Origin of the sequence: Pseudarthrobacter sp. NIBRBAC000502772, assembly GCF_006517235.1 — a bacterium.
Classification (GTDB): Bacteria; Actinomycetota; Actinomycetes; order Actinomycetales; family Micrococcaceae; genus Arthrobacter.
This window is the reverse complement of the sequence record NZ_CP041188.1, coordinates 500,429-512,490: the sequence shown is the minus strand read 5'-3', so window position 1 is coordinate 512,490 and position 12,062 is coordinate 500,429. Positions and strand designations below refer to the sequence as shown.

Here is a 12,062-nt window from a genome sequence, read left to right as displayed (position 1 = left end):
TTTCCGCTGAGCGGAAAATCGCGGAAGTCTACTGAGTGAGTTGCCTGGTGATGCCGTTTGCGGCTGTCCGAACGGCACTGGCGAGATGCGGAAGACTTGTGGAGGACGGAACAACGACGGCGAGCGATCCTTCCAGGCCCATGTCAGGGCCGAAGATCGGTGCAGCGACGGACGCCGCACCGACAGTCATCTCTTCCCGTGAATAACCCAATTGTGTTGTCCGCACTTGTTTCAGGCTCCTGGCGAGGATTTTTGGATCCGTCATGGTGTGGGAGGTGTAGCGCGTCAGCCCTTCCTCGATGATTCGGTCCAGGAGCTCCGGTTCGGAGAATGCAAGAATGACCTTCCCGACGCCCGTGGCGTGCAGCGGTAACCTGCCGGCGACTTCGGTGATCGAGCTGACGGAACCAGCACCGCTCAGTTTCTCGAGATACAGCGCCTTGTTATCGTCGCGAACAGCCAGCTGCACGTTCTGACGTGTGGCCGCATAGAGATCCTCCATGAACGGCAGCGCGAGCGTCCGCAGATCACGATAGCCAGGCGCCAAGGCACCGATCTGCCACAGCTTCAGACCCACCTGATAGCGAGAGTCCGCGCGACGCTGCAGGATTCCACTTTGCACGAGTTCGGCCAGCAGCCGGTGGGTTGTTGCCACGGCCAGCCCGCTGGACCGGGAAATTTCGCTCAAGCTAGGGGCCGGCTGCTCCCTGGTGAAGGCATCAAGCAGCGCCACGATCCGGCTCGCCGTGCTGCGCCCCGGCTCGGAACTTCCGCTCATAATGGCTGCTCACCCTCTATTTCCGCTCACCGGAAAAATCGCCTCGATCGTAGCTGATTCTAAAGGCGAAGTGACTTCCATCAATAGGTGCTAACCGAAGTAACCTGCGGCGACAACGCCGCTGCCCCGTTAGCGCGGCTGTTCATCCGGGCCCTGGACGGTTTCGACACAAGCACGCTGCGGACTGCTAAGGCGCGCGTAGCCCCCCAGGCCGGGAACTGACTCAGCAGGTCATTCAGCGCTTTCCGCTGAGCGGAAACGATCGCTGGTTACGTTCTTCTGATGCCCGCATACTGGCACGAGTGGCGGAGTCGCCGGTGCAGACACCGACGCGAGCCTCTCCGTAGATGATCTGGCAGGGGCGGTGGCCAACCAGGAACTTGTCCCTCAGAGGCTCGTCCGGAGGCGATACACGGGCAGTAATTCGCCCCTTGGCGCGGTCCTGATTCCCAAGGTTCTGAGTGAACTCTGGGAATCCGTCCTCCGGGTCTGCACGCATTCTGACATACGTAAAAACGATCCAAGAGACAAGGGAGTACTGCCGTGGAGGAACAACTGCTCGAAAAGCTGCGCATCAGGGAAGTCATCGAAAACTGGGCGCTTTGGCGTGACTCCGGAGATTGGGATCGGTTCCGAACGGTGTGGGCGCCCGAAGGCGAGATGATGGCGACGTGGATGCAGGGACCGGCCGAGGACTTCATTCTGGCCAGCATCGACGGCTGGAACAAAGGCGTTAGCATCCTGCACTTCCTCGGTGGCAGCTCCATCGACATAACAGCCCACCGGGCCATTGCCCAAACCAAGATGACCATTACCCAGCGCGCCGACGTCGAAGGTGTCACATGCGACATCATCTGCACCGGCAGGTTCTACGACTTCATGGAAAAACAGAACGGCGAATGGAAAGTCGTCCTGCGCCAACCTGTCTACGAAGCCGACCGCATCCTCACCGTTGCACCAGGGGAGACTCCCGAGCTGGATCCAGAGTTGCTTGCCGAGTTCCCCACCGGATACCGGCACCTGGCCTACGCCCAGTCACGCATCGGCTACCCCGTCAAAAAGGACATGCCGGGCCTGACCGGACCCGCCGTCGAAAACCTGTACGAACGCGGATCCCGCTGGCTCATCGGCCAGTAGCACTTCTGCCTGTGCCTGTCGTTCCGTTCCGGCACAGGCAAGCGTGGCGAACCCGCCGGCGCCCCTTTTACTCGAAGTTTTTCTGGAGGAATACATGAGCGCAGTCCGTATTGCCGTCGCTGGCGCCGGCCTGATTGGCCGGCGGCACATCGAGATCATCACCCAAAGCAGGGACGCGAAACTCTCGGCCATCGTCGATCCGTCACCGGCAGCTGCCGATCTGGCCCGGGAGAGAGGAGTGGAACTCTACGCCTCTCTTGAAGACCTGTTCGCCGCGGACCGCCCTGATGCGGTCGTTCTGGCCACCCCCAACCGCTTGCACGTCTCCGGTGGCCTGGCGTGCCTGGAGGCAGGAGTTCCCGTCCTGGTGGAAAAGCCCATCGCGGATTCGGTGGAAGATGCCAAGCGCTTGGTCGATGCCGTTGAGAGTCACGGCGTCCCGCTACTGGTGGGCCACCACCGACGCCACAGCCCGCTGCTGGCCGCTGCCAGCAGGCTCATCGACGACGGCACGCTCGGGCAGCTCGTCGCAGTGATGGGAACCGCCATGTTCTACAAACCCGACGACTACTTCGACGCCGCACCATGGCGCCGCGAGGCCGGGGGCGGCCCGATCCTGATTAACATGGTCCACGAAGTTGATAACCTCCGCGCACTGTGCGGCGAGATCGACAGCGTCCAGGCCACGTCTTCCAACCGGACCCGCGGCTTTGCGGTCGAGGACACCGTCGCGATCACTCTGCGGTTCACCAGCGGCGCCTTGGGTTCCTTTCTGCTCTCGGACGCCGCCGCCTCGGCCAGATCCTGGGAACTGACCTCGCAGGAGAACAAGAGCTATCCGACGTACGGCGATGAGGACTGCTACGTCGTTGCCGGGACCAAGGGGTCCCTGGCCGTCCCCACCATGCGTCTGAAAACCTACGCCGGCACACCGTCCTGGTGGGAGCCTTTCGACGTCTCGACGGCCGAGGTAGAGCGTGCCGACCCCTTGGTGCGGCAGCTGGAGCATTTCATCGCCGTCATCCGCGGTGTGACTCCGCCCCTGGTCACCGGCTACGACGGCATGCAATCCCTGCGCGTCACGATGGCCATCGCCGAAGCGGCCGCCACCGGCGGCACAGTCGCCGTCGAATCCTTCCCGGCCTGACGAACTACAGCATCATCCGACAACGACGTCACCTAAGGAAAAATCATGACAGAGACACCGAATATCAACACGGCAGCGCCCGCGCCAGTCAAGACGCCGCGGCGGGCGGCGCTGGCCAGCTGGATCGGCAGCGCCTTGGAGTACTACGACTTCTTCATCTACGGCACCGCGGCAGCGCTGGTCTTCAGCAAGGTCTTTTTCCCGACAAACGATCCGGCCACCGGCACCCTGCTGGCGCTGGGAACGTTCGGCGTGGGCTACGTGGCCCGTCCAGTTGGCGCCTTCGTCATGGGCCACATCGGTGACCGGTACGGCCGCAAGAAGGTCCTCATCGGTACCGTCATGCTGATGGGCATCGCGACGTTCCTGGTCGGTTGCTTGCCCACCTACGACCAAGTCGGCGTGTGGGCGCCGATCCTCCTGGTGGTACTCCGGCTGCTCCAAGGCCTCTCGGCCTCCGGTGAGCAATCCGGCGCGACATCCATGTCCTTGGAACACTCGCCGGATAACCGCCGGGCCTTCTTCACCAGCTTCACGCTCTCCGGTACCCAGTTCGGATCAGTCCTGGCGACGGCCGCTTTCTTGCCGATCGCAGCCCTTCCCGAGGACCAACTGCTCAGCTGGGGCTGGCGTGTACCGTTCTGGCTCAGCTTCATCGTTGTCGTCGCCGGTCTGATCATCCGCCGCAAGCTGGATGAAACCCCTGCCTTCAAGCAGGAGGCAGCGCACCATGAAGGACCCAAGATGCCCCTGGCCGTGCTGTTCCGGGACCATAAGGTCAGCGTCCTGCGGGTGGCCCTCTCGGCCCTGGTCTCCACCGTCAGCACCATCTTCGGTGTTTACGCCCTGTCCTTCGCGGTCAACACCGTGCATCTCGACCGGTCAATGATGCTGTGGGTCGGCGTCGCCACCAACCTCGTCGCCCTGGCTTCCATCCCGCTCTGGGCTATGCTCGCCGACCGCATCGGCCGCAAGCCCGTCTACATCTTCGGTGTCTTGGGCAGCGGCATGCTGATGTTCCTCTACCTCGCCGTGCTATCCGGCGGGAACTTCTTCCTGATCTTCATCGTCGCAATCCTGATGTCCGGCATCGTCTACCAGGCCCAGAACGGCATCTTCCCGGCCTTCTACTCCGAAATGTTCCCCACCGGCGTCCGCCTCTCCGGCATGGCGATCGGCACCCAGATCGGATTCGCCATCGCCGGCTTCGCCCCCAGCATCGCCGCCGCCATCGCCGGGCCCGGCATAAGTGGTTGGGTCCCTGTCGCGGCCATGACGCTCATTGCCTGCGTCATCGCCGCCGTCGCCGCCTCCACCGCTAGGGAAACCGCCAAGATGACCCTGCAGGACATCGAAGACGCAGCAGACCTCAAGAGCAACCATGCACTCACCAGTGCACTCACCAGTGCGCGCAGCTGAGGGCGCGGGTGAGGAACCTACCGCCGGGCGCGGTAAGACCGTTCCGCCGACCCGTCAACTTGGGCCGGTCATACGTTCCTCTTGATCCCACTAAGAACGGCGCTGGCAAGCCGTAACCCAGCCAGCCAGGAGGACCCCGCTAACCGTTTTGGTTGGCGGGGTTTTGGTCTGGTCAAATGGTCTGGCCAAACCCGGCCTGCGCCGGGCCGTCCGCGGGCTTGCCCTGGGCATTGTGCACCAGCCTTGTTCCGCACTTGATGTTCCGCCCGGCCTCCGGTCATCACATCGCCGGCCGCCAAAACGGCCGCCTCCAGCCCTTATCCCCCGCATTTTTCGGCATTTTGAAAGCAAGAATGTGTTTTCCGGCTGGGATCCCTATGCCCGAAAGGCGCTATCGGGTTTCGCCGGGATCGCAATCATCCCCGCGGTTATCCTCTCGGCCTATTGGGTTCCAAGTTTTGTTTGGGTTGGTACAGGAGTATCACTTGCTGTCTCCTTCGGACTGACGATTGCTTTGGCGGAGTGTGTCCGCCCGCTAAGACGAAGGACCCAGGAACGGCTAATTGAGGGCTGGGGCGGATTTCCGACCACGCAAGCTTTGCGTTTCGCTAATGGGACGCATCAACAGCTTCGAAAACAACGTCGGCGGCATGTCGAGATGGTCAGCGGCCATAACCTTCCAACGAAATCGGAGGAACGCTCAAAGCCAAACGCTGCGGACGAGCGTTATGAACACGCGGTGTACGCTGCCATTGCTTTGCTGCGCGAGGGCGGCGTCGACATTGAACGACTTAATTCGGAGAACGTATCGTACGGCTTTCGCCGGAACACCCGTGCTCTCAAAGCGATCGCGCTAGTGATTCTCGCCGTGGCAGGACTTGCGAACCTTTATCTAATGGCCGCGAAAGGGGCGTTGCTGAATGGAGGCAGCATCGCAGTCCTTGACCTCCTAGCCATGGGTTTTTGGATTATCGTCGTGCGAGACCGCTGGGTCACCGAGCAGGCGAAAATCTATGCAACGCGTTTTTTCATCAGCGCTGATGTCACTGCAACTCAAGGGCGGGTATGCTCCCGTCGCTGATTACGACGCGGCGGTGCCATAAAGCAGAGGAGACTAAATCACCCCTGCTTTTGATCGTATTGGCTACTCATAACGGTTCCCGTCAAGGACCGCCTTGCTGCGGTACACCCCAACCTGACGTCCATCCCACTCGGACGGGTGTCAGAATAGGATCTGAAATAGCGTTTCCGGACATGCCTTTTGGAAAGTCATAGGTTCCATCCTGACAGCTTCGGCAGGGGTGACTACGGCGGCAGGTCAAGGAATCCGGTATACGAGGGTTACCACGCTGGACCAGAATGAACAGCGCAAGCTCGGCGGCCAAGCCTGGGGTTAGATTTTCAGCGACAAGGCTTCCGGCATCTGTACCCTCAGGCCTCAACTGGCCGAACTGCTGCGCTCCGCTCGTGATGCAGACATCGTCGCGTTGGGCGAACTTCGTGTTTGGCAGGCGGAACCAGGAGCCAAGTCAAATGCCTGGGGGCCTCCCTGATCAGCCTCAGGATCGTGCAATATCCACATAGCCTGCCCGCCCATTGACCCCGGTGCCCGGAGGGGCTGGAATGGAAGGAGCAACCCGGAATCCTGGGCCGGGCCTGACACGGGGAGGTGCCGCAGTGCCGGCATTTGCAGAATCCGTCCTGTTTGGAGCATTGCAGCTGAGTTTCTGGGGTGCAGTGCTGGTGTGCGCGGTGGCTGCCACCGTCCTGGCTGTCCGCCGGCATTCGACGCCGGACCCTGCCGTCCGCGCTCCGGACCCCGTGTTCTGGGATGTGTTTATGGGCTCTGCCGTGGCGCTTCCGGCCATCCTTATTCCCACGCTCGCGTCACCGTGGTTTGGGGTGGTCCTCGCCGCGCTGGGCGCAGGGGCGGGCGTGGCCGCCTACCGGGGCAGCCCTCAGATCCTGGCGTGGCAGGAACGCCGCCGGCAGCTGCGGCTGGACCGGCCCGTAAACACCGCGGCGCAGGCCGAACATGACGCACTCCTGGCCCGGTGGAGCCGCTACGAACTGGACCCTGCCAGCTGCATCGACTACCCCGCCATGACGGATGTCCGGCTGCCCGAAACGTCCGCGCTGATCCGCGCCATGAAGGAGGCAGAGCAGCTGCGGGCCGTGCCGCACCAAGGGTACGCTCCCGCCGTCGTCCGCTTTGGCGCTGCCCTTGCCGCGGCGGAACGTGCTGCCGGGATCCCCGCCGGAATCACCGCCGTCGGACATTAACTGCTGTGTCGCCACCGCTGGAGTCCGGCCGCGGGGCGCCGTAGCATCCGAGGATGGAACCCACAGAAGCGGAAGTCCGTGACCAGTTCGGCAGGCGCCTGGAGGATAAGGGGGCCTGGCGGCAGGCCACCACCCTGGAAGCTGCCGGGGAACTGACTGCACGGTGGCTGGAGGGCCATAGCGAATACCAGGCCGCCACCTTTACGGTCCGCTACGACGCCGAAACAGAACCGATCGCCACCGAGCTTGCCGCCCTCAACAGGAACGGGCTGTTCACCAAGGAGTCCCAGCCCGGCCTGCGGACCGGCAGCTCCGCCCAGCGGCAGTACGTCACCGGCTTCTGCAGTGCAGAGGCGGCCGTGGAACTCCTGGCCCTCTCCACCCGGTCCGAGCTGGTGACGGTGGCGCACGCCCCGGGCGAGGCCAGCAGCGCCGCCATCCCGGTAACGCTCGACGGCGGCGAGGTAGTTACGGTCCTCGGCTCCAGCGAGACTCCGGTGCAGGAAGAGCAGATCCAGGACTGGGCGGAGGAAACCAACGAAACGCTGGCGCTCCTGCTCGCCGACTCCTGGTATGTGGAGATCCTGGATCCGGTCTGGGGACGGAATGACCTACTGCTCCCCGCCGTCCTCGCCGCGCTGACAGTGGCGCCGTAGCCTACGGTACTTAGTAGTCGGAGTCTCCGGCGTGAGCGCAGGGGTCGGCCGTGCGGAACTTCCAACAGCTAAATAGAAGGGCGGCCTGTGGGCGGCGTTGTTTCCGGAATCCTGATCGTCTCCGTCGTCATTGGCGTGGGCTATTTCGCTGCCCGGTTGCGGATCCTGGGGCCGGATGTCCAGGGCGCGCTGACCCGCACCGCCTACTACGTCACCAACCCGGCACTGCTGTTCACGGTGGTTGCCGGCAGCGATATCCGCGCCGCCCTGGGAACCGATGCCCCGCTCGCGCTGCTCTCCGCAGCGATAGTGGGGCTTCTCTATTGGCTGGCGAGTTTCCTGTTCTTCCGGCGCCCTGCTGCTGAGACCGCCGTCGGCGCCATGGCCAGCAGCTACGCAAACGCCAACAACATTGGTATCCCGGTGTCCCTGTACGCCGTGGGGACGGCGCAGCACGTGGCGCCCGTGCTCCTGGTCCAACTCCTGGTGATGGCACCGTTCTACCTGACGGTCCTGGGGCTGGTCTCCGGCACGAAAATCTCGTGGAAGAAGATGCTGCTGCAGCCGTTGAGCAATCCCATGATCATCGCCTCGGCGCTGGGTGTGGCCGTCGCCCTGACGGGCTGGACCGCGCCCGACCTGCTGCAGAAGCCAATTGACATGCTGGCCGGCGGGGCCGTGCCCATGGTCCTGCTGGCCTTCGGCCTGTCCCTCGCCGGCCGCGCGCCCCTGCAGAAGGACGACGGCCGGACCGAAACCCTCGTAGCGACGTTCCTCAAGATCGGAGGGATGCCGCTGATTGTGTGGGTTCTTGGCCGCTTTGTCTTCGGGCTGGAAGGACAGCATCTCCTCGCCAGCGTGATCATGGCGGCACTTCCCACGGCGCAGAATGTGTTCCTCTTTGCCTCCCCTTACGGCCGCGGCATGACGGTGGCCCGCGACGTCATCCTGTGCACCACGGTTCTCAGTGTGGGCGCACTCCTGGCCGTCGCCTGGCTGGTGGGTTGAGCGTGCCTACTTGTGATACAAGTTGGATACTTGTACGCTAAGTAGCAGGGCAATGCAGCCCGGCCAGCCTGCTTTCGAGGAGCAACCATGAGTACCGTCGACGCCATCCGGCACGTCAAGCTTTCCACCGCCCGGCTGCCACTGGCCGTCCCCATCAGTGACGCCAAGGTTTTCACCGGCCGCCAGAAGCCCATGACCGAAGTGGTGTTCCTGTTCGCTGAGATCACCACGGAACTAGGCCACAGCGGTATCGGCTTCAGTTACTCCAAGCGCGCCGGCGGCCCCGCCCAGTACGCCCACGCCAAGGAAGTCGCGCAGGGACTCATCGGCGAGGACCCCAACGATATCGGCAAGATCTACACCAAGCTGCTTTGGGCCGGCGCTTCCGTGGGCCGCTCGGGTGTGGCCACCCAGGCCCTGGCCGCGATCGACATCGCGCTCTACGACCTCAAGGCCAAGCGCGCCGGCCTCTCCCTGGCCAAGTTCCTGGGCGCCTACCGGGACTCCGTCCAGACGTACAACACCTCCGGCGGCTTCCTCAACGCCTCCCTCGAAGAAGTCAAGGACCGCGCCACGGTTCTCCTGGAGGAAGGCATCGGCGGCATCAAGATCAAGGTAGGCCTGCCCGATTCCGCCGAGGACCTCCGCCGCGTGGCCGGCATCCGCGAACACATCGGCTGGGACGTTCCCCTGATGGTGGACGCCAACCAGCAGTGGGACCGGGCCACCGCCCTGCGTATGGGCCGCCAGCTGGAGCAATACAACCTCATCTGGATCGAAGAGCCGCTCGATGCCTACGACTTTGAGGGCCACGCGCACCTCGCCAACGTCCTGGACACGCCCATCGCCACCGGCGAGATGCTGGCGTCCGTGGCCGAGCACAAGGGCCTCATCAACGCCAACGGCTGCGACATCATCCAGCCGGACGCGCCCCGCGTCGGCGGCATCACCCAGTTCCTTCGCCTCGCCGCCCTCGCGGACGAGCGCGGACTGGGGCTGGCGCCGCACTTCGCCATGGAGATCCACCTGCACCTCGCCGCGGCGTACCCGCGGGAGCCGTGGGTGGAGCACTTCGACTGGCTGGACCCGCTGTTCAATGAACGCCTCGAAACGAAGAACGGCCGCATGCTGGTCCCGGACCGTCCTGGCCTGGGCGTGACCCTCAGTGACCAGGCCCATGCCTGGACCACCGAGTCCGTGGAGTTCGGCGCGTAACCTTGAACGCATGAGCCGGAACCTGACCGCGGACCTCGCCGCCGACCTTCGCACCCGCATCGTGGACGGCGTCATCCAGCCCGGCGACAAGCTTCCCAGCGAAAACGCGCTGATGGTCGACTTCGGCGTCAGCCGCACCGTGGTGCGCTCGGCACTGACGCGCCTCCAGGCCGAAGGGCTGGTGGAAACCGAACGCGGGCGGGGCAGCTTCGCGTTGACCCCGCCCGACGACGGCCCCCAGCCTGTCCCGGGCAGCCGCCCCGTCGCCAGCATCGAAGACCGCCTCCACCTGCTGGAATTCCGGCTGGGCGTCGAGACCGAAGCTGCTGCCCTGGCCGCCCGCAACCACTCCGACCGCCAGCTCCGGGCGGTCAATGCTGCCCTGGAACAGTTCGCCGCCAGCGCTGACCACCCCGGCCACGCCATGAAGGCGGACTTCGAGTTCCACCGCGCCATCGCGGCCGCCTCTGGCAACCCTTTCTACTCCGATTGCCTCGCCGCCCTGGGCCAGACGATGATCGCGATGCCCCGCACCCGGCTGCTCACCGGCGTCGAACATTACGCCCGGGACCACTTTGACCAGGTGGTGCACGAGCACCGGTCCATCGCTGCCGCCATCGCCGACGGCGATGAGTCCGCCGCCTCTGCCGCCATGCGCAGCCACCTCGCAAATTCCCGACGGCGGTTCAAGGCTTCGGTACGCCCGCCGGCCTAGGCGCCTCCCGCACTCAGCGCAACACACCAACGCCGGCGCAGCTCTTCCCCGCATTGCGGTCTTTTCCCCGCCGCGTTACACGGGGATTAGTCCGTCCGGAGGGGAGAAATCGCCCGCCGGCCTTGGCGGACGCTCAGTTCCCGCGGGCCAGCACCTGCCCCTTGAAGAACTCGGGCCGCAGCGTGGACATCACCAGCATGATCACCACGCCCAGCAGGATCACGCCCATGCCCAGGATAAACACCATCCCCAGCCCGCCCAACGATGATCCGGAGCCGTACTCGGGGTCCATGGAATCGGCGGCGGTCTTGAAGAACATCACCAGCAGGATGACTCCGCCCAGCAGCGGCGCCAGGAACCTGAAGAAGAACGCGCGGCCATTGCTGAACGCCTGAGCCCGGAAGAACCAGACGCATGCCAGGGCTGTGACGCCGTAGTAGAAGCAGATCATCATGCCCAGCGCCGTGATGGTGTCCCAGAGCGCGTTCTCCGAGGTGGTCCGCGTGATGACGTAGAAGGCTGCGGCAGCAACGCCCGCGGCGATCGTGGCGTAGCTCGGGGACTTGAAGCGCGGGCTGACCTTGCCGAAGCGGCCCGGGAATGCCTTGTAGTGGCCCATCGAGAGCATGGTCCGCGCCGGCGACACAAACGTGGACTGCAGCGAGGCGGCCGAACCGCTCAGGATGGCAAGGGACATCAGGATGGCGAACGGTCCCATCACCGGCCCGGAGAGGACGGCGAAGATGCTCGACTGGTTATCCGGATTCCCGGCGCCAAGGCCGGTTTCGCCCACGCCTGCGAAGGACAAAGTTGCCAGCGCAACGGTCATGTAGATCGCGACAATCACCACCACGGTGACGGTTGCCGCCCGTCCCGGAGTCTTCTCCGGATTCTTGGTTTCCTCGTTCATGGTCAGCGTGACGTCCCAGCCCCAGTAGATGAAGATGGAGAGGGAAACCCCGGCAGCAAAGGCTGAGAAGGATCCGACCGCGAACGGGTTAAACCAGTCCGGCGAAATGGCGGTCGCATCAAACGCCGAGCCGTTGGCCACGTGAGTGAAGGCAGCTACGGCAAACCAGCCCAACACCAGCAGCTGGAACGCCACCAGTACATACTGCACGCCTTTGGTGGCTTCCATGCCCCGAAAGGAAATCCAGCAAGCCAGGGCGATGAACACCAGGGTCGTGGCGATGTTCAGCGGCAGGTTCTTGCTCAGCTCGCCCAGTTCCGGGTTTCCGAACAGCTGGGCCAGCATGAGGTAGAAGAAGTCGACGGCGACCGCCGCCAGGTTGGACAGCACAATGATGGTGGCCGCAATCAGCCCCCAGCCACCCATCCAGCCGATCCACGGACCAAAGGCGCGCGATGCCCATGTAAACGACGTGCCGGCGTCGGGCATGGCATTGTTCAGTTCGCGGTACCCGAACGCCACCAGGATCATGGGGATAAAGCCCACCAGGAAGATCGCCGGCAGCTGGACCCCCACTTCCGAAACCGTTGGCCCCAGCGCCGCGGTCAGTGTGTACGCAGGCGCGATGCAGGAGACACCGATCACCACGGCGCCCAGCAATCCCACCGCGCCCGCCTTCAAGCCCTTCCCGCTCAGGCCCTTTTCAGCCAGGCCATTGCCCGGGGCGCTGGGTGGCTGTGCTGTCACTTCCTTGGGACTCATGGCCGTGCCTCTCTTTCATTCGACGCTGAATG

General features: G+C 64.0%; 11 protein-coding genes. 9 read left to right on the top strand and 2 right to left on the bottom strand.

From position 1 onward, the window contains the following. Window positions 1-28 precede the first annotated feature (28 nt). Window positions 29-778, bottom strand: coding sequence for an IclR family transcriptional regulator (locus tag NIBR502772_RS02375; protein WP_141138903.1), 750 nt, complete (start codon window positions 776-778; stop codon window positions 29-31). Window positions 779-1,321: 543 nt separating this feature from the next. Here NIBR502772_RS02375 and NIBR502772_RS02370 point away from each other — a divergent pair. The 9 genes from NIBR502772_RS02370 (at window position 1,322) to NIBR502772_RS02330 (ending at window position 10,358) form a co-directional block, all read left to right on the top strand. Then, window positions 1,322-1,915, top strand: coding sequence for a nuclear transport factor 2 family protein (locus tag NIBR502772_RS02370; RefSeq protein ID WP_141138902.1), 594 nt, complete (start codon window positions 1,322-1,324; stop codon window positions 1,913-1,915). 94 nt (window positions 1,916-2,009) lie between these two features. Further along, window positions 2,010-3,062, top strand: a complete 1,053-nt coding sequence (locus tag NIBR502772_RS02365; RefSeq protein WP_141138901.1) for a Gfo/Idh/MocA family protein — start codon at window positions 2,010-2,012, stop codon at window positions 3,060-3,062. A 45-nt stretch (window positions 3,063-3,107) separates the two neighbouring features. Further along, on the top strand, window positions 3,108-4,481 hold the full coding sequence (locus NIBR502772_RS02360) for an MFS transporter (RefSeq protein ID WP_141138900.1): 1,374 nt from the start codon (window positions 3,108-3,110) through the stop codon (window positions 4,479-4,481). A gap of 163 nt (window positions 4,482-4,644) precedes the next feature. Next, the gene (locus NIBR502772_RS02355; RefSeq protein ID WP_141138899.1) at window positions 4,645-5,562 is read left to right on the top strand and encodes a hypothetical protein; all 918 of its coding nucleotides are present in this window, start codon (window positions 4,645-4,647) and stop codon (window positions 5,560-5,562) included. Between the two features lie 596 nt (window positions 5,563-6,158). Then, the gene (locus NIBR502772_RS02350) at window positions 6,159-6,764 is read left to right on the top strand and encodes a hypothetical protein (RefSeq protein WP_246848668.1); all 606 of its coding nucleotides are present in this window, start codon (window positions 6,159-6,161) and stop codon (window positions 6,762-6,764) included. Between the two features lie 53 nt (window positions 6,765-6,817). After that, window positions 6,818-7,420 carry a hypothetical protein gene (locus NIBR502772_RS02345; RefSeq protein WP_141138898.1) on the top strand — a complete coding sequence of 201 codons (603 nt, stop codon included), beginning with the start codon at window positions 6,818-6,820 and terminating at the stop codon, window positions 7,418-7,420. Window positions 7,421-7,507: 87 nt separating this feature from the next. Continuing rightward, window positions 7,508-8,428, top strand: a complete 921-nt coding sequence (locus NIBR502772_RS02340; protein WP_141138897.1) for an AEC family transporter — start codon at window positions 7,508-7,510, stop codon at window positions 8,426-8,428. A gap of 87 nt (window positions 8,429-8,515) precedes the next feature. Continuing rightward, window positions 8,516-9,643: a mandelate racemase/muconate lactonizing enzyme family protein gene (locus NIBR502772_RS02335; RefSeq protein WP_141138896.1), complete on the top strand. Its 1,128-nt coding sequence runs from the start codon at window positions 8,516-8,518 to the stop codon at window positions 9,641-9,643. A gap of 10 nt (window positions 9,644-9,653) precedes the next feature. After that, entirely contained in the window at window positions 9,654-10,358 is a 705-nt protein-coding gene (locus NIBR502772_RS02330; protein WP_141138895.1) for a FadR/GntR family transcriptional regulator, read from the top strand. A gap of 133 nt (window positions 10,359-10,491) precedes the next feature. Here NIBR502772_RS02330 and NIBR502772_RS02325 read toward each other — a convergent pair whose 3' ends face one another. Further along, on the bottom strand, window positions 10,492-12,030 hold the full coding sequence (locus NIBR502772_RS02325) for an APC family permease (RefSeq protein ID WP_246848667.1): 1,539 nt from the start codon (window positions 12,028-12,030) through the stop codon (window positions 10,492-10,494). Between the last annotated feature and the right edge of the window lie 32 nt (window positions 12,031-12,062).

Coding starts and splice junctions, on each gene's coding strand:
- NIBR502772_RS02375 (WP_141138903.1), bottom strand. CDS start 778: ATGAGCGGAAGTTCCGAGCCGGGGCGCAGCACGGCGAGCCGGATCGTG.
- NIBR502772_RS02365 (WP_141138901.1), top strand. CDS start 2,010: ATGAGCGCAGTCCGTATTGCCGTCGCTGGCGCCGGCCTGATTGGCCGG.
- NIBR502772_RS02360 (WP_141138900.1), top strand. CDS start 3,108: ATGACAGAGACACCGAATATCAACACGGCAGCGCCCGCGCCAGTCAAG.
- NIBR502772_RS02345 (WP_141138898.1), top strand. CDS start 6,818: ATGGAACCCACAGAAGCGGAAGTCCGTGACCAGTTCGGCAGGCGCCTG.
- NIBR502772_RS02335 (WP_141138896.1), top strand. CDS start 8,516: ATGAGTACCGTCGACGCCATCCGGCACGTCAAGCTTTCCACCGCCCGG.
- NIBR502772_RS02330 (WP_141138895.1), top strand. CDS start 9,654: ATGAGCCGGAACCTGACCGCGGACCTCGCCGCCGACCTTCGCACCCGC.
- NIBR502772_RS02325 (WP_246848667.1), bottom strand. CDS start 12,030: ATGAGTCCCAAGGAAGTGACAGCACAGCCACCCAGCGCCCCGGGCAAT.